We start from the raw sequence: 25351 nt of genomic DNA on the forward strand, positions 1-25351 counted from the left end.
ACGAGAATCTGAGCCGAACGCCAATCACCTGACACCACAGAACCACGAACTGCATGCCTACGCGGAGCGCAGGCACGATAGTCATCTCAAGTGAGCACAGAGACGATAATGCAGGTCGCCTGAATCAGCGGCGCCGGAACAGCGGTAGCGGCTCGTCGGTTGCAGCCTGATAGGTCACCGAAAAGTCCTTGAGGCCTTCCAGCGCCTCGTACGGGTCCTTGTCGGCACGCACTGCAAAGGCGTCGAAGCCACAGCGGCGCATGTAGAACAACTGATCGCGCAACACGTCGCCGATGGCACGTAATTCGCCCTTGTAGCCAAAGCGATCACGCAACAGGCGCGCGTTCGAGAAGCTACGACCGTCAGTGATAGCCGGAAAGTTCAGGGCGATGACCTGAAACTGGTCCACATCTGCGCCAATCTCTTCGGCTTCTTCATCACTGTCCAGCCATACGCCCAAACCGCCATCGCGTGCCTTCAATGCATGCGCGTGTTCGCGCCACAGTCCCAGCGGCACGATCAGGTCGTCGCAGTTCGACAGGCTGTCAAAGGTGGTTTCCTTCGGCAACAAGTGCCAGGTTTCATCAATGACTTCGTTGTTCTTAATGATTCGCTGCATAGACGCGCTCCTTGAAAGGGTCAATGCCAATACGTTGGTAGGTGTCGATAAAGCGCTCGTCTTCTGTACGTTTTTCAACGTAGACGTCGATCAGCTTCTCGATCACGTCCGGCATCGCCTCCTGGGCAAAGGAAGGGCCGAGGATCTTGCCGAGGCTCGCATCACGGCTGGCACTGCCGCCGAGTGAGACCTGATAGAACTCTTCACCTTTCTTGTCCACGCCCAGCACGCCGATATGGCCGACGTGGTGGTGGCCGCAAGCATTCATGCAGCCGGAAATATTCAGGTCCAGCTCGCCGATATCGAACAGGTAGTCCAGATCGTCGAAGCGGCGCTGGATGGATTCTGCAATCGGAATCGACTTGGCGTTGGCCAACGAGCAGAAATCACCGCCAGGGCAGCAGATGATGTCGGTCAGAAGACCAATGTTCGGTGTGGCAAAACCATTGTCGCGCAGCTCGTTCCACAGGGTGAACAGCTCGGCCTGCTCGACGTCGGCCAGGATGATGTTCTGCTCGTGGGAAGTGCGCAGTTGACCAAAGCTGTAGCGATCGGCCAGATCGGCGATGGCGTCAAGCTGCTTGTCGGTCACGTCGCCCGGCGCAACGCCGGTGGGCTTGAGCGACAGGGTCACAGCAATGTAGCCAGGCTTTTTGTGGGCCAGCACATTGCGTTGACGCCAGCGAGCGAAACCTGGGTGTTGAGCGTCCAGTGCTGCCAGTTCGGCGTGCTGGTCGCTGAGAGCCTTGTATTGCGGGTCGACGAAGTGCCGGGAAACGCGCTGCACTTCGGCTTCGGTCAGGGTGGTCTGGCCACCACGCAAGTGCGCCATTTCGGCGTCGACCTTGGCGGCGAACACCTCGGGCGTCAGTGCCTTGACCAGAATCTTGATCCGCGCCTTGTACTTGTTATCGCGACGGCCATAACGGTTGTAGACCCGCAGGATGGCGTCGAGGTAACTCAGCAGGTCCTGCCACGGCAGGAACTCGTTGATGAAGGCACCTACAACCGGCGTACGGCCAAGGCCGCCACCCACCAGGACGCGGAAACCCAGCTCGCCGGCTTCGTTGCGCAACGGTTCAAGACCGATGTCATGTACTTCGATGGCGGCGCGATCACTGGTCGAACCGTTGATTGCGATCTTGAACTTGCGCGGCAGGTAGGCGAACTCCGGGTGGAACGTGGTCCACTGGCGGACGATTTCGCACCATGGGCGTGGGTCCACCAGCTCGTCTGCAGCAACACCGGCAAACTGGTCGGTGGTCACGTTGCGCAGGCAGTTGCCGCTGGTCTGGATCGCGTGCATCTGCACGGTCGCCAGTTCAGCGAGAATATCCGGTACATCTTCAAGCGCAGGCCAGTTGAACTGTACGTTCTGGCGAGTACTGATGTGCGCGTAGCCCTTGTCGTAGTCACGGGCAATTTTGGCCATCATGCGCGCCTGACGCGAGGTCAGCTGGCCGTATGGAACCGCCACACGCAACATCGGCGCAAAGCGCTGCACATAAAGGCCGTTTTGCAGGCGCAACGGTCGAAATTCTTCTTCGCTCAGTTCCCCGGCCAGATAGCGTCGGGTCTGATCCCGGAACTGCTTGACGCGGTCCTCGATGATCTTCTGATCGTAATCGTCGTATACGTACATATAGGTCCTGTTCTCAGGCTTCGTCATGAAGCAGGGCAGTTGCGTCAGTCCGGGCACACGCTCGTCACTCGCGGTAGCCTGCTTCATCTGGTCAATTCTGCGCGCACGGCCGCGCACTCCGTCGGGAGCGAAGGCGACGATAGCAGTTTGCAGATATCGATAAAAGTGATGTTTATATATATGCAAATCACTAAAAGCGATAAGCAAAAAAGGTTTGATCATATCCCTGCTTGCCGTGTGGGCAAGACTCGACTTAACTGTGCATTGACCGATGCCGAATGAGTGTCGTAACCCTTCCTTTCATATGCAATCACCCATAAGACCGACAAGAGGCGATGCGATGAGCAAGCACCCGAAAGTAACCAAACCGGGCAGATCCGTGGACACCTTGGCCATTTTATTCATTGTCATACTGGCCGTGGGCGCGGCGATGTTCTGGGCCAGCAGCCAGTGACAGGCTGAACAAAGAATTTGCCTGAGTCTCCAGAACCTTGCTGTAGCAGCCGATAACTCGCGTGTAGCGATAAATTCCTGCTACCTCAAGGTTCGTTGATATGAAGGCGCTATTTGTTGGCTGGCTAATGCTATTCGGCTTTTGGTGGGCAGGATCCGCATTTGCCGCCTCGGTGGTATTTCTGAGTCCCGGTACAGAGACCGATGGCTATTGGCAGAGCCATGCCCGGGTGATGCAGACGGCCGCCGATACCACCGGTATGTCACTCAAAATTCTCTATACCGATCGCGACACCCGCAAGTTGCTGGCCATGGCGCGCGATACGCTGCAAGGGTATGTGCGTCCGGACTACCTGATGTTTTCCAATGAGCTGAATGTCGCCCCTGAAATCCTGCGTATGTCTACAGGCAGCGGGGTCAAGCTGTTCGCCGTCAACAATACACTGACGGCGGATCAGATTCGTATTCTGGGTGATCTGCCGTCGCGCTATCCGGATTTCATTGGCAGCCTGGTCGGCAACGACGAGCAGGGTGGTTACCTGACGGCGAAAAGGCTTATCAGCCTTGCTTACCCGGTCATGGACGGGCAGGAGGTTGAAATGCTCGCGTTCTCGGGCACCAACACCACGCCTGTGTCCCTGTTGCGTGAAAAAGGCATGCTGCGCGCCTTGTCAGAGCACCCGGAGGTGCATTTGCGGCAAGTTGCGCTGGGAGGATGGCGTCGGGATCGCGCACTCGAGCAGGCGCGCGTGTTGTTCAAACGCTACCCGCAGACACGCCTGGTATGGGCTGCCAACGAGCAAATGGCGTTTGGTGCGATGGATGCATTGCGGGAAAAAGGCGGCAAACCGGGTGAAGATGTATTGTTCAGTGCTATCAATGGCACGTCACTGTCATTGCAGGCCCAGCTCAATGGCAACCTGAGCGTAGTGGCCACCGGGCATTTCAACCTGGGTGGATGGGCAATCATCCTGTTGCATCGCTATGACACTGCCCAGCGGCAAGCCCGGCAACAGGTCGGCGCACGCACTATCGATGTGTTGCACCTGGTCGAGCCGCAGGACACGCAACGCTTTCTGAACGCAACCCGCGAGGAGCGCTACCGGCTTGATATCCAGGCATTCAACGTGGGGGCTTTTGGCGAGGACTCACCGTTTTCCCTGAAAAACATGTTGCCGCCTGATCGCCCAGGCGGCAAGTAGTCGGGCTTACTCGTCATAACCCAGGTTCGGTGCCAGCCAGCGCTCGGTGACGCTCAGGTCCTGGCCTTTGCGGGCGGTATAGCTTTCGACCTGATCCTTATCCACCTTGCCTACCGCAAAGTACTGCGCCTGAGGATGGGCAAAATACCAGCCGCTGACGGCCGCAGCCGGGAACATTGCGTAGTGCTCGGTCAGGAACATGCCGCTTTTGCCGGGCGTATGTTCGGGTGTGCCTTCCGGCAGTGGATCGAGCAGGGCGAACAGGGTGCCTTTTTCGGTGTGATCCGGGCAGGCCGGGTAGCCGGGAGCCGGACGAATGCCCATGTATTGCTCCTTGATCAACGCCTCGTTGTCCAGCGCCTCGTCTTTCGCGTAACCCCAGTATTCCTTGCGCACCTGCTGGTGCAGCCATTCGGCACAGGCCTCGGCCAGACGGTCGGCGAGCGCCTTGACCATGATCGAGTTGTAGTCGTCGCCCTTGTCCTGATACGCCTTGGCAACTTCTTCGGCACCAATGCCGGCTGTGGTGATGAAGCCACCGATGTAGTCGGTCAGGCCACTGTCTTTCGGCGCGACGAAGTCGGCCAGCGAGAAATTCGGCTTGCCGTCAGGCTTTATGGTCTGTTGGCGCAGGTGATGCAGCTTCGCCAGCGGCTTGCCGTCGTCGCCATAGACTTCCAGATCATCATCGTTGACCTGATTGGCTGGCCAGAAGCCGAATACTGCACGGGCGCTGATCAGTTTCTCGTCGATCAGCTTGCGCAGCATCTGAGTGGCGTCCGCATACAGCGCGGTGGCCGCTTCACCGACCACTTCGTCGGTCAGGATGCGTGGGTATTTACCGGCCAGATCCCAGGAGATGAAGAACGGTGTCCAGTCGATGTATTCGGCCAGCACGTTCAGGTCGATATCCTGCAGAACCCGGGTGCCGGTGAAGGTCGGTTGGGCAGGGGTGTAGTTTTCCCAGTCGAACTGCGGCTTCTTCGCCACCGCCGCGCCATAGCTCAAGCGCTCGGTGCGCGCTCTGCGTGCCGAGGTACGCTCACGTACTTCCACGTATTCCAGGCGGGTCTTTTCGATGAAGGCCGGTTTCAGTTCTTTCGACAGTAACTGGGTCGCCACGCCCACCGCACGTGAAGCGTCGGTGACGTAGATGACTGCATCATTGCTGTATTTAGGCTCGATCTTGACCGCCGTGTGCGCCTTGGAGGTGGTCGCGCCACCGATCATCAAGGGCAGATGGAAGTCCTGGCGCTGCATTTCCCGGGCAACATGGACCATTTCGTCCAGCGACGGCGTGATCAGGCCGGACAAACCAATGATGTCGCACTTTTCATCGCGCGCCACCTGGAGAATTTTCTCGGCAGGCACCATCACCCCGAGATCGACGATATCGTAGCCGTTACAGCCCAGCACCACGCCGACGATGTTCTTGCCAATGTCATGGACGTCGCCCTTGACCGTGGCCATGAGGATCTTGCCCTTGGCCTCTGGCTTGTCGCCTTTTTCCAGCTCGATGAACGGGATCAGGTGCGCAACTGCCTGTTTCATGACCCGTGCGGACTTCACCACCTGAGGCAGGAACATCTTGCCTGCGCCAAACAGGTCACCGACCACGTTCATGCCCGCCATCAATGGGCCTTCAATCACTTCGATGGGGCGGGTGAATGCCAGACGCGACTCTTCGGTGTCCTGCACGATATGAGTGGTGATGCCCTTGACCAGCGCATGCTCCAGCCGCTGATTGACCGGCCAGCTGCGCCATTCTTCGGTTTCGGCTTCCTTGACACTGCCATCGCCCTTGAACTTGTCGGCAATTGCCAGCAATGCATCCGTGCCCTCGGGATTGCGGTTGAGCACTACGTCTTCGACGCAGTCACGCAGTTCAGCGGGAATCTGGTCGTAGATTTCCAGCTGCCCGGCGTTAACGATGCCCATACTCAGGCCATTGCGGATCGCATGCAGCAGGAACACCGAGTGGATCGCCTCGCGCACCGGGTTGTTGCCGCGGAACGAGAACGAAACGTTGGACACCCCACCCGAGGTCAGGGCATACGGCAGCTCGTCACGGATGTAGGCGCAGGCGTTGATAAAGTCCACGGCATAGTTGTTGTGCTCTTCAATACCGGTAGCGATGGCGAAGATGTTCGGGTCGAAGATGATGTCTTCCGGCGGGAAGCCCACTTCGTTGACCAGAATGTCGTAGGAGCGCTTGCAGATTTCCTTCTTGCGCGCCTCGGTATCGGCCTGACCCTGTTCGTCGAAGGCCATGACCACCACGGCCGCGCCGTATCGCTTGCACAGCCGCGCGTGATGAATGAACTGCTCGACGCCTTCCTTCATGCTGATGGAGTTGACGATGCCCTTGCCCTGGATGCACTTGAGGCCGGCCTCGATCACTTCCCACTTGGAGGAGTCGATCATGATCGGTACGCGGGAAATGTCCGGCTCGCCTGCGATCAGGTTGAGGAAGGTCACCATGGCCTTCTTCGATTCGAGCATCCCTTCGTCCATGTTGATGTCGATCACCTGGGCACCGGCTTCGACCTGCTGCAGGGCGACTTCCAGCGCTTCGGTGTAGTTGTCTTCACGAATCAGACGGGCAAAGCGGGCAGAGCCGGTGATGTTGGTGCGCTCGCCGACGTTGACGAACAGCGACTGACGATCAATGGTGAACGGTTCCAGGCCCGACAGGCGGCAGGCTTTTGGAATGTCCGGAATTTCGCGTGGCGCGTAGCCCGAAACAGCCTCGGCAATCGCCTTGATGTGCGCTGGCGTCGTACCGCAGCAACCGCCGACGATGTTCAGGAAGCCGCTTTGCGCGAACTCTTCGATGATCTTCGCCGTCTGGCTCGGCAGCTCGTCGTATTCGCCAAAGGCGTTGGGCAGACCGGCGTTGGGGTGCGCAGATACATGGGTGTTGGCCTTGTTGGCCAGCTCTTGCAGGTAAGGGCGCAGCTCGCTGGCACCCAGCGCGCAGTTCAGACCGACCGAGATCGGTTTGGCGTGGCTGATCGAGTTCCAGAAGGCTTCTGTGGTCTGTCCCGACAGGGTACGTCCCGAAGCGTCGGTGATGGTCCCGGAAATCATGATCGGCAGTTCAAAACCCACTTCTTCGAACACGCCCTGCACGGCAAAGATCGCCGCCTTGGCGTTGAGGGTGTCGAAAATGGTTTCGATCAGGATCAGGTCGGCACCGCCCTCGATCAGCCCCTTGGTGGCTTCGCTGTAGTTCTCGACCAGCTCGTCGAACGTGACGTTGCGATAGCCAGGGTTGTTGACGTCCGGCGACAGCGAGCAGGTGCGGCTGGTAGGGCCCAGCACGCCCGCCACGAAGCGCGGCTTGTCCGGCGTTTCAAGGGTTTTGGCGTCTGCGACCTTGCGCGCCAGGCGCGCGCCTTCGACGTTCAGCTCGTAGACGATCGATTCCATGCCGTAATCGGCCTGAGACACCTGGGTGGCGTTGAATGTGTTGGTTTCGAGAATGTCGGCACCGGCATCCAGATAAGCCTTCTCAATGGCGCCGATCACGTCAGGCCGAGTCAGGATCAACAGGTCGTTGTTGCCCTTGACATCGCTTGGCCAATCGGCGAAGCGCTTGCCCCGATAATCGTGCTCTTCAAGCCTGTAGCTCTGAATCATGGTGCCCATGCCGCCATCGAGGATTAGAATCCTCTGTTTCAGAGCAGTGAGAAAGGCTTGATGGCGGGCGCTGCGGTCAGACATGGGGGCTACCTTGAGAAGGTCGATACTTTAAAGGACGGGATGATAGCAAACTGGAGCGGTTTTGGTGGTGCTGCGGCTTTTGCATGAAAATCATTCATGTTGGAGGCAATTACGGCCTAGTAGAATTGTGCCATTCTTAATGACAGAGCCTACGGGATATGCCGCACCGTTTGTTGGCAAGCATCGCCTTGCTTTTTATCTGCTGTGCTGCACAGGCCCAGACACCCTCAGCCATACCCGCAAGCCCGGCTATTTCCTACGTAAAGGATATTCAGCCGATCCTTACCGAGAAATGCGTTGCCTGCCATGCCTGCAACGACGCTCCCTGCCAGCTGAACCTGGGCAGCGGGGAAGGCGTGAGCCGTGGTGCCAGCAAGATCCCGGTTTACCAGGGCGAGCGCAGTGAGGCGGTAGCGCCGACCCGACTGTTTTATGATGCGCGTGATACCGAGGCTTGGCGCGGCAAGGGGTTTTACTCAGTGCTGGAGGCCCAGGGCAGTCAGGCTGCCCTGATGGCGCGCATGCTCGATCTGGGGCGCAGCGCGCCGTTGCCGGCCAACAGCAAAATTCCGGACGAGATCGCGCTGGGCATCAATCGCGAAAATGTCTGCCCGCTGCCCGGCGAATTCAACGCCTATGCCGCAGCTCATGCGCAACAAGGCATGCCACTGGCGGTGGATGGCCTGACCGATGCCGAATACCAGACGCTGCAGCGCTGGCTGGCTGCCGGTGCGCCGGTGGAGCAGCAGACCATTACCCCGAGTGTCACCGAGGCCGCGCAGATCAATGCCTGGGAGGCGCAGCTCAACGAGCCTGGCGCGAATCAGGCGCTGGTCGGTCGCTGGCTGTTCGAGCACCTGTTCCTGGCGCACATCTATTTCGAAGGCGGTGAGGCGGGGCACTTCTTCCAGTGGGTGCGCTCGCGAACTCCAAGCGGCAAGCCTGTGGACCTGATCGCTACTCGTCGCCCCGACGATGATCCGGGCAGTGACTTCTATTATCGATTGATCCCTGTGCAGGGCGTGATCGTTCACAAGACCCACATTACCTATGCCATGAGCCCACAGAAACTGATGCGGGTCAGGCAGTTGTTCTACGGTAAAGACTGGAAGGTCAACGCACTGCCTGGCTATGGCCCTGGCCATCGGGCCAATCCGTTCCTGACCTTTGAAGCGATCCCGGCAGCGGCGCGTTATCAGTTCATGCTCGACAACGCCGAGTATTTCGTCCGCACCTTCATTCGCGGGCCGGTCTGTCGCGGGCAGATCGCGACCGATGTGATTCGCGATCAGTTCTGGGTACTGTTCCAGGCCCCGGCGCACGACCACTACATCACCGATGCGGCTTATCGCGGGCAGGCCACGCCTTTACTGGCCATGCCGGGGCAGAACGATGACGTCGGCAGCGTGCTCAGCCTGTGGCTGTCGTACCGGGACCGGCGTAATCAATATGAAGACATGCGCCGCGACAGTTACGCAAAAATGCCGGCACCGGGGTGGAGCACGCTGTGGGCTGGCAACGACAATGCCTTGCTGACCGTTTTCCGTCATTTCGACAGCGCTTCGGTCAATAAAGGCCTGATTGGCGACGTGCCGCACTCCATGTGGTTGTTCGACTTCCCGTTGCTGGAGCGTACCTATTACCAGTTGGCGGTGAACTTCGATGTCTATGGCAACGTTTCACATCAGGCACAGACCCGGCTGTATTTCGATTTGATCCGCAACGGTGCCGAGATCAACTTCCTGCGCCTGATGCCCGCCGATCGCCGGGAAGACATACTCAGCAATCTTTATCAGGATGGCGGCAAGATCAAGATGTGGCTGGATTACCAGAAGATCGATGACGATACGCCAACCGGTATCAAACTCGATGAAAAGGCCCCGCAGCGTGACTTTGCGTTCAAGCTGATCGAGCGTTCCGGAAGCCTGAATGCCGCGCCTGATCCAATCAACCGCTGTAGCGGGGCGTATTGTTCTCGGCCAAACCTCGACAGCAGTTTTGCCCAGGCGGAACAGGCACTGAGCCGTTTGACCTCACGCCCGGCGGCGGGCCTGAAAGTCATCGATCAATTGCCGGAAGCAAGCATGCTGCGCATCGAGGGCAGCGACGGCAAACGCATGATCTACAGCATGCTGCGCAACCGTGCGCACAGTAACGTCGCGTTTCTGCTGGGCGAGTCTTATCGCTATATACCGGGGCTGGACACACTGACCGTCTACCCGGGCGTGCTCAGCAGTTATCCGAATTTCATCTTCAATATTCCGGTCGCACAGGTGCCGGCCTTTGTCGATGCCATGCAGCAGAGCAAGGATCAGGCGAGTTTCGAAAAAATCGTCCAGCGTTGGGGCATCCGTCGTACTCATCCACTGTTCTGGAGTTACTTCCACGATCTGAATCGCTACGTTCAGGAAACTGAACCACGCGAAGCGGGTGTGCTGGACATGAATCGCTACGAGAACCTCTGAAAAACCGGGGCTTCACGCCGCAGGCCCTTGTGCAACATGGCCTGCGGCCATCTTTACTTCCTGAACGAAATGTATCTCGTGCGATCTTTTTTCCAAAAAGGTGGTCCGAAATGGTGCGCGTCATAGGCCGGTTTATCAAACGACCCATGATTGAAAGTCAGGCAGTAGAGGTTTTTTGTGATGTTGATTTCAGTTCAGGCGCTACGGGCGTTCGCAGCGTGGGTCGTGGTGTGTCATCACTTCATGCAGATTTTTTTCGATTTCAAGGCCAGCGGCCCGGTGGGACAGTTCTTTGTGTCGAAGGGCGCGGTCGGCGTTGATATCTTCTTTGTCATCAGTGGTCTGGTTATCTTTTTGTCGACGCAGAACAGCGATATGCCTGCACGGCGCTTCATTCTGCATCGTCTGATTCGAATTGTTCCGGCCTATTGGCTGTACACCGCCGCCATGGCTCTGTTGTTGCTGATTGCAGCACCGATGCTCCCGCATCAGGTCATCGGCTGGCAGAACTTCCTCTTGTCACTGGTATTCATTCCTTCCGAAAACCCCGGTGGTTATGGCCTTTACCCGACGCTTAACGTCGGCTGGACGCTCAACTATGAGATGTTTTTCTACCTGCTGTTCTCGGTGGTATTCCTCTTCCAACAGCGTCACCGGCCGCTGATCATTGCCGCAGCGCTGTTTGCGGTCAGTGAGGTTCTGGCTCGCGCCGGGCTGATCAGCCGCTTCTACGGCAATGACATCATTTACGAATTCCTGCTGGGTATCGGCATCGGCATCCTCTATCGCCGTGGCTGGATCAAACAGGCGCTATGGCTGCCGCTGGCGGGTATTGCGGTAGGGCTGTATGCGATCAATCACCTGACCAATGAGCAGCGTCTGCTCAACTGGGGCCTGCCGAGTGCATTGATCGTGCTGTCGTGCATCTCGCTGGAACCGTATTTCCAGGGCAACCGCCTGCTCAAGGTGCTGGGTGACTGCTCGTATTCGGTGTACCTGCTGCACGTTCTGGTGCTGTACGGCGGGTTGCTGATGGCGCAACGCTTTGGCCTCAGTCCTTATGTGGTGTTCGCGTTCTGCGTGCCGATCATCGCCATAGGTGCCTGGGTGAGTTATGAATGGATCGAGAAGGGCCTTTACCGAAGGATGAAGAGCTGGCTGGACGGGCGCCGAGCGGTCAGCCGGGCGCAGGCATTAACCTGACAAAAATACTAGGACTTTGTGTGACGGTGCCGATTGGCGTAAACTGCTGGCACGTCTGCGAGGAATTTTCATGACCGCTATCACTATTACCGATGCCGCCCACGATTATCTGGCCGATCTGCTGGAAAAGCAGAACACCCCGGGCATTGGCATCCGCGTATTTATTACCCAGCCCGGCACTCAGTACGCTGAAACCTGCATTGCCTACTGCAAGCCGGGTGAAGAAACGCCGGAAGACAAGGCTATCGGCCTGAAGAGCTTCACCGCCTGGATCGATGGTTTCAGCGAAGCGTTTCTGGATGATGCCGTGGTTGACTACGCCACTGATCGCATGGGCGGCCAGTTGACCATCAAGGCACCAAACGCCAAGGTGCCGATGGTCAACGCCGACAGCCCGATCAACGAGCGCATCAATTATTATCTGCAAACCGAGATCAATCCCGGCCTTGCCAGTCACGGTGGTCAGGTCACGCTGATCGATGTGGTTGAAGAAGAAGCGAAAAACATTGCCGTTCTGCAATTCGGTGGCGGTTGCCAGGGTTGCGGTCAGGCCGATGTCACGTTGAAGGAAGGTATCGAGCGTACGTTGCTTGAGCGCATTCCCGAGCTGTCGGGTGTTCGCGATGTGACCGACCATACGCAGAAAGAAAACGCTTACTACTAAGCCTTTCTCTGCTGCGCAAAAACGCCCTGACTGTTCAGGGCGTTTTCGTGTGCGGCCGTCGCTGGTGGTCAGGTCAGTTCCACCAGTACTGCGCCTTCGTTGACCATCTCTCCCTCATGGCAGTAAAGCGCTGTGACAACGCCGGCACTGGCAGCGCGGATGCTGTGTTCCATCTTCATGGCCTCCAGCACCACCAGTTGCGCCCCGATCTCGACCGTCTGACCCACTTCAACCAGCACGCGCACGATGCTGCCATTCATGGGGGCTGTCAGGCCTCCATGCTGGCTATCACTGGCATCGGCCTGCGCGATGGGGTCAAGTCGGGTGATGGTGTGTAGGTCGCCTTGCCATTTGAGGTAAAGCGCATTGCCACGGCGTATCGCCAGATGCGAGCGGCGCACACCGTTGTGCTCGACAGCCAGATGTTCGTTGCTGAGTTTGAACGGTGAGTCGCTGCTGTTGCGCAGGTAGACGGTTCGGGTTTGACCATTGCAGCTCAGTCGCAGATCCGTCTCTGCAGGCAGGCCTGCGCGAAAGCCTGTCGTGACCGCCCAGGGCGAGTGCAGGTCGGCTTGATCGACGCGTGCCGTTTCGCTCTGGCTGAAGGCCTCGGCGGCGGCCTGCCAGAATTCCTCACACAGTTCACCCGCTTGCGGCAGCAATTGATCCTGATAGCGGGGGATGAAGCCGGTGTCCAGTTCCGCGGCGGCAAACGCCGGATGGGCGATGATTCTGCGCAAAAATGCGAGGTTGGTTCTGACACCGCCCACTGCAAACTCATCCAGCATAGCGAGCAGGCGCAAACGGGCCTGCTCACGGTTTTCGCCCCAGGCAATCAGTTTGCCGAGCATGGGGTCATAGAAGGGTGAAATGTTGTCACCCTCGCTAACGCCATTGTCCACACGCTTGCCGGGGCCGGACGCGGATTCTCTGTAGAGTTCCAGCGTGCCGGTCGCAGGCAGAAAATCGTTGGCCGGGTCTTCGGCGTATAACCGGACCTCAATGGCGTGACCGATCAGTGGCACTTGTTCCTGAGTAATAGGCAGCGGTTCGCCTCTGGCCACCCGAATCTGCCATTCCACCAGATCCAGGCCCGTGATGTACTCGGTCACCGGGTGCTCGACTTGCAGGCGGGTATTCATCTCCATGAAGAAAAACTCGCCGCGCGCGTCCAGCAGGAATTCCACCGTGCCTGCACCCACGTAGCCGATTGCCTGTGCGGCCTTGACCGCCGCTTCACCCATGGCTTTGCGCAGTTCGGGTGTCAGGCCGGGCGCAGGTGCTTCTTCGACGACCTTCTGGTGTCGGCGCTGAATGGAGCAGTCGCGCTCATTGAGGTAGAGACAGTGACCATGGCGGTCGGCAAACACCTGAATCTCGACGTGGCGCGGAGTGAGGACGTATTTCTCCACCAGCATTCGCGCGTCGCCGAACGATGAGAGCGCCTCGCGTTGCGCAGAGGCCAGCGCTTCGGCCATTTCGCCGCTGTGCTCCACCACCTTCATGCCTTTGCCGCCACCGCCTGCCGTGGCTTTCAACAGCACGGGGTAACCGATGCGTTCAGCGGCGCTGCGGAACGTCTCGATGTCCTGTGCGTCGCCGTGATAGCCAGGCACCAATGGCACGCCAGCTTGATCCATCAGCGCCTTGGCGGCAGATTTGCTGCCCATGGCGTCGATGGCCGAGGCGGATGGGCCGAGGAAAATCAGCCCTGCCTCTTCAATGGCACGGGCAAAGTCGGCATTTTCGGACAAAAAACCGTAGCCGGGGTGCATCGCTTGTGCACCGCTTGCCCTGGCCGCATCGATAAGCTTGTCGATCGCCAGGTAGCTTTCTGCTGCCTTGCTGCCTCCAAGGTCCACACGGATATCAGCCTCTCGGCTATGCCGTGTGTCACGGTCAATGGCACTGTGCACGGCGACTGTGGTGAGCCCCATGGTTTTCGCGGTCCGCATGATGCGACAGGCAATTTCACCGCGGTTGGCGATCAGCAGCGTGGTCAGCTCTGGGGTACTCATGATTGCGAGTCCTTCTGTGATTCTTGCCGGGCTGCAAGCGCTGCTGGCGTTTGATCGCCGTGTGGCTGCCAGCCGGGTGTACGTTTTTGCAGGAAGGCGCGCAGGCCTTCCTGGCCTTCGGCGCTGGTGCGGATGCGCGCGATGGCGCTTTCACAGTAGCGACGCAATGCGGGTGTGAGTTCGCCGCTACCGACTTCGCGCAGCAACTCCTTGCTGACTCGCATGGCCTGCGGGCTGTTAAGCAGCAGGTTGTCGATCCACTCCTGCGTGCGGGCTTGCAGGTCGGCAGCCGGGTAGCACTCAGCTATCAGCCCCATCTGCTGCGCTCGCTGGCCATCGAAACGCTCGGCGGTCAGGGCGTAGCGCCGCGCGGCGCGTTCGCCGATGGCCTGTACCACAAACGGACTGATAACCGCTGGAGCCAGACCTATGCGTACTTCTGACAGGCAGAACTGCGCATCTGCCGTCGCAATGGCCATGTCGCAGCAACTGATCAGGCCCAGCGCGCCACCGAACGCTGCACCTTGCACCACCGCAAGCGTCGGGATTTTCAATTTGGCGAGGCTGTACATCAGCTCTGCCAGTTCACGGGCATCATCCAGATTGGTGTTGTAGTCCAGCTCTGCGGCCTGCTGCATCCAGGCCAGATCGGCACCGGCGCTGAAATGCCTGCCACGCCCGCGCACCAGCAGAAAGCGCAGGCCGACATCACTTTGCACCTGGTCCAGCGCGAGGATCAACTCGCGAATCATCTGCGCATTGAAGGCATTGTTCTTGTCCGGTCTATTTAGCCACAGCGTGGCGAAACCACGTGGGTCGGTGATCAACTCTATGGTCGCGAATGAGGTCGAAGTCATGGTCATTTCCCGCCTCACATCCGGAACAGGCCGAAGGTGGTAGGTTCGATGGGCGCATTGAGCGAGGCGGACAGGGCCAGCGCAAGAATGTCGCGGGTTTGTGCCGGGTCGATGACTCCGTCGTCCCACAGTCGGGCGCTGGAGTAATAAGGATGCCCTTGATGCTCGTACTGATCGAGAATCGGCTGCTTCAGTTCAGCCTGCTGCTCGGCGCTGAAGGCCTGGCCGGCACGTTCCGCCTGCTCGCACTTGACCTGCACCAGCACGCCCGCTGCCTGCTCGCCGCCCATCACGCCGATTCTCGCGTTGGGCCACGTCCACAGGAAGCGCGGGTCGTAGGCGCGGCCGCACATGCCGTAATTTCCTGCGCCGAAACTGCCGCCGATGATGACCGTGAATTTCGGCACCTTCGCGCAGGCCACGGCGGTCACCAGCTTGGCACCATGCTTGGCGATGCCCCCGGCTTCATACTTCTGACCGACCATGAAACCGGTGATGTTCTGCAGAAACAGCAGGGGAATTCCCCTTTGGCAGGCCAGTTCGATAAAGTGCGCGCCTTTTTGCGCAGCTTCTGCGAACAGAATCCCATTGTTGGCTAGAATCGCGATCGGGTAGCCATGCAGGCGAGCGAAGCCGCAGACCAGCGTGGTGCCAAACAACGCCTTGAATTCATCCAGTACCGAGCCATCCACCAACCGCGCGATGACTTCGCGTACGTCAAACGGCTGCTTTGTGTCGGCCGGGATAATGCCGTACAGGTCATCGCTTGCGTACAACGGCGCAATCGGTGTGACAGTGTTCAGTTGACCCTGCTTGCGCCAGTTCAGATTGGCGATGCTGCGTCGCGCCAATGCCAGCGCGTGCTCGTCGCTGTCGGCATAGTGATCGGCCACCCCGGAGGTGCGGCAATGCACATCGGCACCGCCCAGGTCTTCAGCGCTGACTATTTCTCCGGTGGCAGCTTTTACCAGTGGCGGGCCTGCGAGGAAGATGGTGGCTTGCTGACGCACCATGATCGCTTCGTCGGCCATGGCCGGAACATAGGCCCCGCCTGCGGTACAGGAACCCATGACCACGGCAATCTGGGGAATGCCTTGTGCGCTCATGTTGGCTTGATTGAAGAAGATTCGCCCGAAGTGTTCGCGGTCCGGAAACACTTCGTCCTGGCGCGGCAGGTTGGCACCACCGGAGTCCACCAGGTAAATGCACGGCAGGCGGTTTTGCTGGGCGATGGTCTGCGCGCGCAGGTGCTTTTTGACGGTCAGCGGGTAATAGGAGCCACCTTTGACCGTCGCGTCGTTGGCGATGATCATGCACTCGACGCCCTCGACCCGGCCAATACCGGCTATTACCCCGGCGGCCGGAACCTCTTCGCCATATACCTCATGGGCGGCCAGTTGGCCGATCTCCAGAAACGGCGAGCCGCTGTCCAGTAAACGGTTGATACGTTCGCGCGGCAGCAGCTTGCCGCGTGACGTATGACGTTCCTGTGCCTTGGGCCCGCCGCCTTGGCGAACGATGCTCAGCAACATACGGAGCTCTTCGACCTGCTTGAGCAGCGTGGTGCGATTAAGGGCAAATTCCGGCGAGCGGGCGTTGATGCGAGTCTGCAGAATGGTCATGGTAGCTCCGCAATCAACGGGTTTCGTTGAACAGTTCGCGACCGATGAGCATGCGCCGGATCTCGCTGGTGCCTGCACCGATCTCGTAGAGTTTGGCGTCGCGCAACAGTCGACCGGCCGGGAATTCGTTGATGTAGCCATTGCCGCCCAGAATCTGGATGGCATCCAGCGCCATCTGCGTGGCGCGTTCGGCGCTGTAGAGGATCACGCCCGCTGCGTCCTTGCGCGTGGTCTCGCCACGATCACAGGCTTGGGCGACGGCGTACAGGTAGGCCCGGCTGGCGTTGAGCTGGGTGTACATGTCTGCGACCTTGCCCTGAATCAGCTGGAACTCGCCGATGCTCTGGCCGAACTGCTTGCGGTCGTGAATGTAGGGCACCACCACGTCCATGCAGGCCTGCATGATTCCGGTCGGCCCGCCAGAGAGCACGACGCGTTCATAATCGAGGCCGCTCATCAGGACTCTGACACCACCATCAAGCGCGCCCAGCAGGTTCTCTTCGGGCACCTCGACATCATCGAAAAACAGCTCGCAGGTATTGGAACCGCGCATGCCCAGCTTGTCGAACTTGCTGCCGCGCGAGAAGCCTTTCCAGTCACGCTCGACGATGAATGCGCTAATGCCATGCGCAGCCTTTTGCAGATCGGTCTTGGCGTAGATCACGTAGGTATTGGCGTCAGGCCCGTTGGTGATCCAGGTCTTGCTGCCATTTAACACATAGCGATCACCACGCTTGTCGGCGCGCAGCTTCATCGATACCACGTCCGAGCCTGCATTGGGTTCGCTCATGGCCAGCGCGCCAATGTGCTCGCCGCTGATCAGCTTGGGCAGGTATCGGGCTTTCTGCGCCGGGCTGCCATTGCGGTTGATCTGATTCACGCACAGGTTGGAATGTGCGCCGTAGGAAAGTGCCACCGATGCCGAGCCACGGCTGATTTCTTCCATCGCCACGACATGCGCCAGATAACCCAGGCCTGCGCCACCGTATTCCTCGCTGACCGTGATGCCGAGCACGCCCATCTCACCGAATTTGCGCCACATGTCGACTGGGAACAGGTTGTCCTTGTCGATCTGCGCGGCGCGCGGGGCGAGCTCTGCGGCGACGAAGGATTGCAATTGGTCGCGCAGCATGTCGATGGTTTCGCCCAAGGCGAAGTTCAGGCTGGGGTAACTCATGGGTAGCGTTCCTGTTTTATTCTTGGAGATGATTCTATGCGGACTGGCTATGACCTTTACGTTAACGTAAACCTGCGGATGTGTGCTGTCAATCAGGCTTGTGCGCAGAGGGTGGGGGAGAGTCGGGAGGCAAAAGCAAACGCTGGAAAGCACGAAGGGGAGCCTGGGCTCCCCTTCAAGGTATGTTTCAAGGTATGTTTCAAGGTATGTCTCTATGCTCTTTTTTGTTTTTCGGGTGGCCTGTTGTTGTTTTTGGCGACCTGGCCCTTTACTGCTTTTTTGAGCGGTCCGCATGCGGGACCAAGAGCAAACGTATTTTTTTGAGCGCTGATCAAGCTTTCATCATGTGATCCACCAGTTCGGGAGCTGCCTCGGGGCAGTTTTGTTATTCTCTGTCTGGCTGCAGAACGACTTGCAACGCAAGCAGTTCAGAAAAGCTGTCCACTTCAAAAAAATCTGTTAGCTACGTCTCTGTCCGTGTTGTTCTTGTTGTGTCAGAGCCGGTACGTGTTGTTTTTATTGGGTTGCTGCGTGTTTTTATTTTTGTTGTACAAAGGATATAGCAGGACCCGTGCCAGTTTTTTAAAAGCCCCGTAATACCGGGAGCTGAACGTCTTTTTCGGGCATCGGGCCATCTGATTCAGTTGCCGAGTGTTTCTGTGTTACCCGTTTGTCTCGACTGTACGCGGGGCAGGGTAACACTGTGTGACAAGTTGTCGCACCCTGTTACCGACAGGTGATAGTCGTTACGCAGACAGCCGGGCCCTGGCCACGCGCGAGCCATTGCTGCGTTGCAGTACGCCGCAGATGCGCTGGCCTGCGGCGATGACCTGGTCCAGATCTACCCCGGTTTCAATACCCATGCCCTGCAACATGTACTGCACGTCCTCAGTGGCAACATTGCCGCTGGCACCCTTGGCGTACGGGCAGCCGCCCAGGCCTGCCACGGAACTGTCGAAGACCTGGATACCTTCCTCCAGGCTGGCGTAGATATTCACCAGCGCCTGACCGTAAGTGTCGTGGAAGTGCCCGGCAAGCTTGCCTCGCGGGATCTGCGCAGAGACGGCGTTGAACAGCGCTCGCGTGGCCCCCGGCGTGCCGGTGCCGATGGTGTCGCCCAGCGAAACTTCATAGCAACCCATCGCGTAGAGTTCGTTGGCGACGGCTGCGACCTGCTGCGGCGAGACACTGCCCTCATAAGGGCAGCCCAACACGCACGACACATAACCCCGAACCTGCACACCATGCATCTGCGCCGCCGCCATGATGGGCGCAAAGCGCTCCAGGCTTTCGCTGATCGAGCAATTGAGGTTACGCCGGGAGAACCCTTCGGTTGCCGCTGCAAACACCGCGACCTCTCTGACGCCGGCCGCCAACGCATCTTCGAACCCGCGCAGGTTGGGTGCCAGGGCAGAGTAGATAACGCCTGCACGCCGCTGGATATTTTCGAACACCTGGGCGGAGCCAGCCATCTGCGGCACCCATTTGGCCGATACAAAGCTGCCGACTTCAATGTGGCTCAGTCCGGCTGCCGTCAGGTCATCCACCAAGCGCACCTTGTCGTCGATACTGATCGGTTGTGCTTCATTCTGCAGGCCGTCACGCGGGCCGACTTCAACGATATTTACCTTTTGTGGAAGAGACATGGCAGTGCCTTTTGGTGGTCAGTGTGAAGTGGCAGCAGTTTTATCGAGCGCAGTCCGGCAACGCTCTTCGGCGGTGTCCAGCTCCAGTTGCATTTGCCGGATGTCCAGCAATTGTTGTTCGAGCTGTTCACGGCGCTCGGCGATCTTGCCGAGCATGGTCTGCAACTGCTTCTGGTTGTCACCGGCAGGGTCGTACAGCGAGATTAGTTCCTTGCATTCAGCCAGCGAAAAACCAATGCGTTTGCCGCGCAGGATCAGTTTCAGGGTGACTTTGTCACGGGCGGTGTAGATGCGCTCCAGTCCCTTGCGTTCAGGGCTGAGCATGCCTTGCTCTTCGTAAAAGCGGATCGCGCGGCTGGTGATATCCAGCTCACGGGCGAGCTCGGAAATGCTGTAGGTCTGACTGCTCATGGTGTCGCTCAACGAGATATTCAGCACTCAACCTACGGCGTGCTTTACGTAAGCGTCAAGCAGAAGTCGTGTTGTCAAGGCGCGCCAAGCCGCGCCTGCCAAATTAGAAACGACTTTAACAAATTTAAATATTTAATTTAAAAACAATGGCTTGGTGTTTTTATCTCATGCTTTCTCGAGGCTTTGTTCCTGCGCCACGACCCGCTGTGAAAGCTCGATGATCTGTTCGCGCATCCAGCGGTTGGCTGGGGCCTGATCAGTGCTTTCATGCCAGTACAGATGGGTTTCGACCGAAGGCACATCGTTGACCGGTAAGTGGACATAGTGCAAATCCTTACGGCGGGCGAAGCGTTCAGGTATGGTCATGACCATATCAGTCTGCTGCAGGACCTGTGTCGCCATCAGGTAATGCTGCGAGCGCAACGCAATCCTGCGCTGAATACCCATCTTGCCCAACGCCAGGTCCACGTGCCCCAGTCCGCTACGCCGACTGGAAATATGGATGTGTGCCTGGCTCATGTAATCATCCAGCGTCAACGTGGCCTTGTTCGCCAGCGGATGCGCCTTGCGCATGCCGCACACATAGCGGTCTTCCAGCAGCTTGACGTGGCGAACCTGCGGGTCGGTATTGAGCGGTGCATCCACGGCGAAGTCGAGGCGCCCGGCAGCCAGCTCCTTGGTGGTTTCCCGCCGCTTGGACAGAAAGCTCTCGATCGTCACGGCAGGATCACGGCCTCGGTCAGGTCGGTCATGCTGATGCGGTAGTTCTTGTTGGCCTGCAACGGGTTGAATATACGGCTTTCCTGCACCGAAACCCTGAGCAATGAGAGTGCATTGCGCACCGGGCCGATGATGTTCTGTGCCATCGGTGTCGGCACCATGCCTTGAGCCGTTCGCACAAACAGCGGGTCGTTGAAGGTCTCTCGCAGCCGCGCCAGGGCGTTGGACACCGCAGGCTGGGTAATGCCGACGATCTGCCCGGCCCGGGTCAGATTGGCTTCGGTGTAGATGGCGTCGAAGACAATGAAAAGATTGAGATCGACCTTGCTCAGGTTCATTGATGGGCGCCTCGTGCTGTTATTTTGATTCGCTGTTCGGCAGGCTGGGGACGCCGCAGCGGTGATGGATCATATATCGGTTATGAATGTTTATACACGCCGAGAATAGATTAGATAAATGTACGGCGTTTCTCTAGCATCAGGATCATGCATTCGACACCCTGATCGAGAAGGTAGTGGCCCATGGATTTCGCGTATTCCCCGAAGGTGCAGGCATTGCGTGAGCGCGTCACCGCGTTCATGGATGCATACGTTTATCCGGCCGAGCCGGTTTTCGAACAGCAAGTGGCCGAAGGCGACCGCTGGCAGCCCACCGCGATCATGGAAGAACTGAAAGCCCGTGCAAGAGCCGAGGGGTTGTGGAATCTGTTTTTGCCGGAGTCTGCGCTGGGTGCCGGCCTGAGCAATCTGGAATACGCGCCGCTGGCGGAAATCATGGGGCGTTCGATGCTGGGCCCCGAGCCGTTCAATTGCTCTGCGCCTGACACCGGCAACATGGAGGTGCTGGTTCGCTATGCCAGCGAGGAACAGAAAGCCCGCTGGCTGGAACCGTTGCTGCGCGGCGAAATTCGTTCTGCTTTTGCCATGACCGAGCCCGACGTGGCGTCATCGGACGCCACCAATATGGCCGCGCGCGCCGAGCGCGATGGTGATGAATGGGTGATCAATGGCCGCAAGTGGTGGACTTCCGGTGCCTGCGACCCGCGCTGCAAAATCCTGATTTTCATGGGCCTGAGCAATCCTGACGGGCCGCGCCATCAGCAACACTCGATGATTCTGGTCCCGGTCGACACGCCGGGCGTGAAGATTGTCAGGCCGCTGCCTGTGTTCGGCTACGACGACGCGCCCCACGGGCATGCCGAAGTGGTGTTCGATAACGTCCGGGTGCCGTTTGAAAACGTCTTGCTGGGTGAGGGGCGCGGCTTTGAAATCGCTCAAGGCCGGTTGGGACCAGGCCGCATTCACCACTGCATGCGCTCCATCGGTATGGCTGAGCGGGCACTTGAGCTGATGTGCAGGCGCTCCGTAGACCGGGTTGCCTTCGGCAAACCGCTGGCCAGGCTGGGGGGCAATATCGACAGGATTGCCGATTCGCGCATGGAGATCGATATGGCCCGTCTGCTGACCCTGAAGGCTGCCTACATGATGGATACAGCAGGCAACAAGGTCGCCAGAAGCGAAATCGCGCAGATCAAGGTGGTAGCGCCGAACGTGGCGCTGAAGGTCATCGATCGGGCGATCCAGATGCACGGCGGGGCGGGTGTTTCCAATGATTTCCCCTTGGCCTATATGTACGCCATGCAGCGCACACTGCGTCTGGCAGACGGCCCGGATGAAGTACACCGCGCCGCTATCGGCAAGTATGAACTGGGCAAATACCTGCCGGCAGACAGGGAGCGCAGCCAGTCCTGAGCCGGTAGCCGATAACTGCGCCCAGGCTACTGCACCCAGACTTCGACCCGACGGTTCTTGATTCGGCCGTCATCGATGTCATTGGTAGCTACCGGCATCTCATCCCCCAGGCCGACGATGTCGCGAAATGTCACGCCGCTTTTCAGCAGCTCACGGCGCACCGCCATGGCGCGCAGCCTTGAGAGCAGGGCTGCGCGAGCCGGATCGCTTTTGGCATCACCAAAGCCGACCAGCGTGACATGTTGATTGAGCTGGTTGCTGGTTTTCAGGTACTCCGCCACCCGCTTGAGGTCCTGCTGCGCCTTGTTATCCAGCTTCGCACTGCCCTGGGCAAAGCGAAAATTGACCGACAGCCGTTCGGCCTTGCGCGCCAGCGCCTGATAATCCGCAGGCATCTGCGCGGTAGGCTGCACCTTGAGTGCCTGCACGGTCTGCGCGACGATGGCCTGACCCTCGGCGCTTTGCGCGAAACGGACCAGCGCCTGCGCCCAGCGTTGATGAGCTGAGGTAGGCACATAAAAGTAGAGCCGTCGCGACAGAGGATAGTCTTCGGTGGCAATAAGACTGACAGTCGGGAGCATGGGTCTGGAATCACCATCGGCAATGGCCACCGCTTTGGCATGCCTGATGGACGGTAGCCCGATAAAACCGATGCCATTGATGTCCTTGCTGACCTCGTCGGAGAGCTGCTCGCTGGATTCAAAGCGCGCGGCTGTGCCGGACAGGTTCTTGCCGTACTTTACAAGTATCAGGTCCTTGAACGTTTCGTAGGTGCCGGACTTCTCATCGCGAACATAAAGATGAATGGCTCCCGGATTTTCGCCCACTTCTGCCCAGTCCCTGACTTCCCCGCTGAAAATGCGCGCCAGCTGCAGCGTATCCAGCTGTCTGACCGGATTGCCTGGATGCAGAATCACAGCAACGCCATCGATGGCAATGGTTTGCTCGCTTGCTGCGCTTTTCAGGTCGCCCAGGCCAGCCAGGTCCTTGGCTTCCTGATCCTTGATAGGTCGTGAAGAGGTGGCAATATCGGCGTTACCTGCTTTGAGCGCAGTAAACCCGGTGCCTGAACCATGTGCGGCGATTTCGATACTGACCGTCTGCCCTGCGGCGGTAGTGCCGACGACGCGCTGTTCATTCATGACATTGCCGGCAACAGTCTGCACTGATTGCAGGCCTTGCTGGCGCATCAACCCTTCAGCCAGTGCGGGGCCCAATTGGGCATTGATGGTATTTGAGCCTTGAATGCGCAAGGCCGGTATTTCACCCGCGGGCAGCGGCAGTGCCGCCAGCGCAAGGGCGGGCAGGGTGGCGCTCGACAGAGTCAGCGCCGTTAGCAAAGCGCGCAACATCGGCGTCAACATGAGTCACGGGAGGGTGCCGGGAGAATAAGACAGAAAGATTTCCGGAGTATGACGATTGCTCGACCACTGCGCGCGCGACCCGTTTATGCATAAAGCCGGATCGCACGATAGGGCGCTTTTTCAGTTCAGTTCCAGCCAGATCGGCGCATGGTCCGACGGCTTTTCCATGCCGCGCAAATCGTAGTCCACCCCGGCCGCCTTGATGCGTGGCTGCAGGCCGGTGGAGGTCATGATCAGGTCAATGCGCAGGCCGCGCTTGGGTTCGTCTTCGAAGCCGCGGCTGCGATAGTCAAACCAGCTGAATCGGTCGATGACTTCAGGGTACAGATGACGGAAGCTGTCCACCAGGCCCCAGTTTTTCAAGCGTTCCATCCACTCGCGCTCTTCGGGGAGAAAGCTGCACTTGCCGGTCTTCAGCCAGCGCTTGGCGTTGTCGGCACCGATGCCGATGTCGCAGTCCTGCGGAGAAATGTTTACGTCACCCATCACGATAAGCGGCTGCTCGTTGCTGAAATGGCTCTCCAGCAAGGTCTGCAGATTCTCGTAAAAACGCTGTTTGGCTGGAAATTTGGTCGGGTGATCACGGCTCTCGCCCTGCGGAAAGTAGCCATTCATGATGGTGACCGGCTGCCCATTGCTGTCGGCATAAGTGCCCCAGATGAAGCGCTTCTGCGATTCCTCGTCGTCGCCTTCAAAACCCTTGTGCAGGGCCAGCGGAGGATTGCGTGATAGCAGGGCAACACCGTAATGGCCTTTCTGACCGTGGAAATGCACATGATAGCCCAGCGCTTCGACTTCCGCGTGGGGGAACTGCTCGTCAGAAACCTTGGTTTCCTGAAGGCCGATTACGTCAGGCTGGTGTTTGTCGATCAGCGCCGCCAACTGATGAGGTCGAGCGCGCAGACCATTGATGTTGAACGAGACGATTTTCATAAAACGGCGGTCCTGAGCAAAAACAAACAGCGATGCTAGCTGACCTGTGGTTTCAGGACCAGCACCGTGTAAGGCACCGCGCAAACACAGGCCCGGACAAATCGTTGGAACTGTTATCAAGTGCCATCACTCGAAAGCCTGCTTGCCAAAACTGCTGCGCCAGACGCAGTTCCGTTAACACGAGGCCCTTTATGTCCCTACCTGCTGCCATCACGGGTGAAGTTCGTCAACTCGACAGTGGTTATTCCCGTGAAACCCGCTCCTTGCTGTTCAGGGCCTATCGGCACGATCCGACGTTCGCCTATCTGTTCAATGCCGAGCGCGAGGGATATGAGCAACGCGTATTGGCGACCATTCGCCAACTGGTCAAACAACACTTCCTGCAAGACCAGCCTGCACTCGGTCTGTTTCTGCAGGATCGGCTGGTCGGCGTAGCGCTGATCGCGCCACCGCAACGTCGTCTGGGCGTCACTGAAAGCTGGGCCTGGCGTCTGCGCATGGTAATGGACACCGGCCTTGGTTGCACCCAGCGTTATCTGGCTTATTACAACGCGGTGCTGGCCTGTGTTCCGTCCGAAACCGTGCATGTGCTGCCGTTGATAGGCCTGGATCCGGAATTTCAGGGTCAGAAGCTGGGGCAGGATTTGAGCGAACAACTGCTTGGGGCGTTGCACGATTGGTGCGCGGTGGATGAGCACTCTCAGGGCATCGTCGTAGACACGGGAAATCCTCGTTATCTCGAGTTCTATAAGCGTCAAGGCTATGAGGAAATCGGCGAGATTGCGGTAGGACCTGTCCGAGAGCACGTGTTTTTTCACCCCAATCCTCAGGTTTCACTGCCGGTGCCTGACGTAACGGTCTGAATCTCCGACAATTCG

Annotated in this window: 17 protein-coding genes and 2 pseudogenes; 7 read left to right on the forward strand and 12 right to left on the reverse strand. The window is 58.5% G+C overall.

Features of this window, described 5'->3' with window-relative positions:
- Positions 1 to 124: 124 nt before the first annotated feature.
- Positions 125 to 619, reverse strand: coding sequence for a DUF934 domain-containing protein (locus AO277_RS23550; RefSeq protein ID WP_044318312.1), 495 nt, complete (start codon positions 617 to 619; stop codon positions 125 to 127).
- Positions 603 to 2261, reverse strand: coding sequence for a nitrite/sulfite reductase (locus AO277_RS23555; protein WP_002553658.1), 1659 nt, complete (start codon positions 2259 to 2261; stop codon positions 603 to 605). The genes AO277_RS23550 and AO277_RS23555 overlap by 17 nt, the downstream gene beginning before the upstream one ends.
- 554 nt (positions 2262 to 2815) lie before the next feature.
- Here AO277_RS23555 and AO277_RS23560 point away from each other — a divergent pair.
- Positions 2816 to 3916 carry an ABC transporter substrate-binding protein gene (locus AO277_RS23560; protein ID WP_044318313.1) on the forward strand — a complete coding sequence of 367 codons (1101 nt, stop codon included), beginning with the start codon at positions 2816 to 2818 and terminating at the stop codon, positions 3914 to 3916.
- Positions 3917 to 3922: 6 nt separating this feature from the next.
- Here the strand turns inward: AO277_RS23560 and metH are convergent, their stop codons facing one another.
- Complete coding sequence (metH, locus tag AO277_RS23565; protein WP_044318314.1) at positions 3923 to 7642, reverse strand: methionine synthase; 3720 nt, start codon at positions 7640 to 7642, stop codon at positions 3923 to 3925.
- Positions 7643 to 7974: 332 nt separating this feature from the next.
- Between metH and AO277_RS23570 the strand changes: the two genes are divergently transcribed.
- The 3 genes from AO277_RS23570 to nfuA all read left to right on the forward strand — a co-directional run bounded on the left by AO277_RS23570 (position 7975) and on the right by nfuA (position 11974).
- Positions 7975 to 10107 (forward strand): fatty acid cis/trans isomerase, encoded by a 2133-nt coding sequence (locus AO277_RS23570; protein WP_044318541.1) that lies wholly within the window; start codon positions 7975 to 7977, stop codon positions 10105 to 10107.
- A gap of 180 nt (positions 10108 to 10287) precedes the next feature.
- On the forward strand, positions 10288 to 11310 hold the full coding sequence (locus tag AO277_RS23575) for an acyltransferase family protein (RefSeq protein WP_044318526.1): 1023 nt from the start codon (positions 10288 to 10290) through the stop codon (positions 11308 to 11310).
- Between the two features lie 70 nt (positions 11311 to 11380).
- The gene (gene nfuA / locus AO277_RS23580) at positions 11381 to 11974 is read left to right on the forward strand and encodes a Fe-S biogenesis protein NfuA (protein ID WP_044318527.1); all 594 of its coding nucleotides are present in this window, start codon (positions 11381 to 11383) and stop codon (positions 11972 to 11974) included.
- A gap of 68 nt (positions 11975 to 12042) precedes the next feature.
- On the opposite strand, the gene AO277_RS23585 is transcribed toward nfuA, so the two are convergent.
- The 4 genes from AO277_RS23585 to AO277_RS23600 are packed head-to-tail and all read right to left on the reverse strand — an operon-like array spanning position 12043 to position 17648.
- Positions 12043 to 13992 carry an acetyl/propionyl/methylcrotonyl-CoA carboxylase subunit alpha gene (locus AO277_RS23585; RefSeq protein ID WP_044318528.1) on the reverse strand — a complete coding sequence of 650 codons (1950 nt, stop codon included), beginning with the start codon at positions 13990 to 13992 and terminating at the stop codon, positions 12043 to 12045.
- Positions 13989 to 14849 (reverse strand): gamma-carboxygeranoyl-CoA hydratase, encoded by an 861-nt coding sequence (locus tag AO277_RS23590; RefSeq protein WP_044318542.1) that lies wholly within the window; start codon positions 14847 to 14849, stop codon positions 13989 to 13991. Before AO277_RS23590 ends, AO277_RS23585 begins: the two co-directional genes overlap by 4 nt.
- A 14-nt stretch (positions 14850 to 14863) precedes the next feature.
- Positions 14864 to 16471, reverse strand: coding sequence for a carboxyl transferase domain-containing protein (locus AO277_RS23595; RefSeq protein WP_044318529.1), 1608 nt, complete (start codon positions 16469 to 16471; stop codon positions 14864 to 14866).
- A 13-nt stretch (positions 16472 to 16484) separates the two neighbouring features.
- Positions 16485 to 17648, reverse strand: a complete 1164-nt coding sequence (locus AO277_RS23600) for an isovaleryl-CoA dehydrogenase (protein ID WP_044318530.1) — start codon at positions 17646 to 17648, stop codon at positions 16485 to 16487.
- Positions 17649 to 17854: 206 nt separating this feature from the next.
- Between AO277_RS23600 and AO277_RS23605 the strand changes: the two are divergent.
- A pseudogene (locus AO277_RS23605) lies at positions 17855 to 18111 on the forward strand (hypothetical protein).
- A 283-nt stretch (positions 18112 to 18394) separates the two neighbouring features.
- Here AO277_RS23605 and AO277_RS23610 read toward each other — a convergent pair.
- From AO277_RS23610 to AO277_RS23620, 3 genes and pseudogenes are all read right to left on the reverse strand, one after another.
- Positions 18395 to 19294 carry a hydroxymethylglutaryl-CoA lyase gene (locus AO277_RS23610; RefSeq protein WP_044318531.1) on the reverse strand — a complete coding sequence of 300 codons (900 nt, stop codon included), beginning with the start codon at positions 19292 to 19294 and terminating at the stop codon, positions 18395 to 18397.
- An 18-nt stretch (positions 19295 to 19312) separates the two neighbouring features.
- Positions 19313 to 19705 carry a MerR family transcriptional regulator gene (locus tag AO277_RS23615; protein WP_044318532.1) on the reverse strand — a complete coding sequence of 131 codons (393 nt, stop codon included), beginning with the start codon at positions 19703 to 19705 and terminating at the stop codon, positions 19313 to 19315.
- A gap of 165 nt (positions 19706 to 19870) precedes the next feature.
- A pseudogene (locus AO277_RS23620) lies at positions 19871 to 20763 on the reverse strand (LysR family transcriptional regulator).
- A gap of 183 nt (positions 20764 to 20946) precedes the next feature.
- Between AO277_RS23620 and AO277_RS23625 the strand changes: the two are divergent.
- The gene (locus tag AO277_RS23625; RefSeq protein WP_044318533.1) at positions 20947 to 22176 is read left to right on the forward strand and encodes an acyl-CoA dehydrogenase; all 1230 of its coding nucleotides are present in this window, start codon (positions 20947 to 20949) and stop codon (positions 22174 to 22176) included.
- 26 nt (positions 22177 to 22202) lie between these two features.
- On the opposite strand, the gene AO277_RS23630 is transcribed toward AO277_RS23625, so the two are convergent.
- Together AO277_RS23630 and xthA are read right to left on the reverse strand one after the other, a co-directional pair.
- Positions 22203 to 23528, reverse strand: a complete 1326-nt coding sequence (locus AO277_RS23630) for a substrate-binding domain-containing protein (RefSeq protein ID WP_044318543.1) — start codon at positions 23526 to 23528, stop codon at positions 22203 to 22205.
- A 132-nt stretch (positions 23529 to 23660) separates the two neighbouring features.
- A complete protein-coding gene (xthA, locus tag AO277_RS23635; RefSeq protein WP_044318534.1) occupies positions 23661 to 24473 on the reverse strand; it encodes an exodeoxyribonuclease III in 813 nt (270 codons plus the stop codon).
- A gap of 191 nt (positions 24474 to 24664) precedes the next feature.
- Between xthA and AO277_RS23640 the strand changes: the two genes are divergently transcribed.
- On the forward strand, positions 24665 to 25336 hold the full coding sequence (locus AO277_RS23640) for a GNAT family N-acetyltransferase (protein WP_002553676.1): 672 nt from the start codon (positions 24665 to 24667) through the stop codon (positions 25334 to 25336).
- Positions 25337 to 25351: the final 15 nt, after the last annotated feature.

Origin of the sequence: Pseudomonas amygdali, from assembly GCF_002699855.1 — a bacterium.
GTDB lineage: Bacteria > Pseudomonadota > Gammaproteobacteria > Pseudomonadales > Pseudomonadaceae > Aquipseudomonas > Aquipseudomonas amygdali.

Bases quoted from the DNA above. Each gene is read 5' to 3' on its own strand.
- AO277_RS23615 (WP_044318532.1), bottom strand. From the start codon at position 19,705: ATGAGCAGTCAGACCTACAGCATTTCCGAGCTCGCCCGTGAGCTGGAT.
- AO277_RS23630 (WP_044318543.1), bottom strand. From the start codon at position 23,528: ATGTTGCGCGCTTTGCTAACGGCGCTGACTCTGTCGAGCGCCACCCTG.
- AO277_RS23550 (WP_044318312.1), bottom strand. From the start codon at position 619: ATGCAGCGAATCATTAAGAACAACGAAGTCATTGATGAAACCTGGCAC.
- AO277_RS23610 (WP_044318531.1), bottom strand. From the start codon at position 19,294: ATGTCTCTTCCACAAAAGGTAAATATCGTTGAAGTCGGCCCGCGTGAC.
- AO277_RS23555 (WP_002553658.1), bottom strand. From the start codon at position 2,261: ATGTACGTATACGACGATTACGATCAGAAGATCATCGAGGACCGCGTC.
- AO277_RS23625 (WP_044318533.1), top strand. From the start codon at position 20,947: ATGGATTTCGCGTATTCCCCGAAGGTGCAGGCATTGCGTGAGCGCGTC.
- AO277_RS23560 (WP_044318313.1), top strand. From the start codon at position 2,816: ATGAAGGCGCTATTTGTTGGCTGGCTAATGCTATTCGGCTTTTGGTGG.
- AO277_RS23590 (WP_044318542.1), bottom strand. From the start codon at position 14,849: ATGACTTCGACCTCATTCGCGACCATAGAGTTGATCACCGACCCACGT.
- AO277_RS23595 (WP_044318529.1), bottom strand. From the start codon at position 16,471: ATGACCATTCTGCAGACTCGCATCAACGCCCGCTCGCCGGAATTTGCC.
- metH (WP_044318314.1), bottom strand. From the start codon at position 7,642: ATGTCTGACCGCAGCGCCCGCCATCAAGCCTTTCTCACTGCTCTGAAA.
- nfuA (WP_044318527.1), top strand. From the start codon at position 11,381: ATGACCGCTATCACTATTACCGATGCCGCCCACGATTATCTGGCCGAT.
- AO277_RS23640 (WP_002553676.1), top strand. From the start codon at position 24,665: ATGTCCCTACCTGCTGCCATCACGGGTGAAGTTCGTCAACTCGACAGT.
- AO277_RS23575 (WP_044318526.1), top strand. From the start codon at position 10,288: ATGTTGATTTCAGTTCAGGCGCTACGGGCGTTCGCAGCGTGGGTCGTG.
- AO277_RS23585 (WP_044318528.1), bottom strand. From the start codon at position 13,992: ATGAGTACCCCAGAGCTGACCACGCTGCTGATCGCCAACCGCGGTGAA.
- AO277_RS23600 (WP_044318530.1), bottom strand. From the start codon at position 17,648: ATGAGTTACCCCAGCCTGAACTTCGCCTTGGGCGAAACCATCGACATG.
- xthA (WP_044318534.1), bottom strand. From the start codon at position 24,473: ATGAAAATCGTCTCGTTCAACATCAATGGTCTGCGCGCTCGACCTCAT.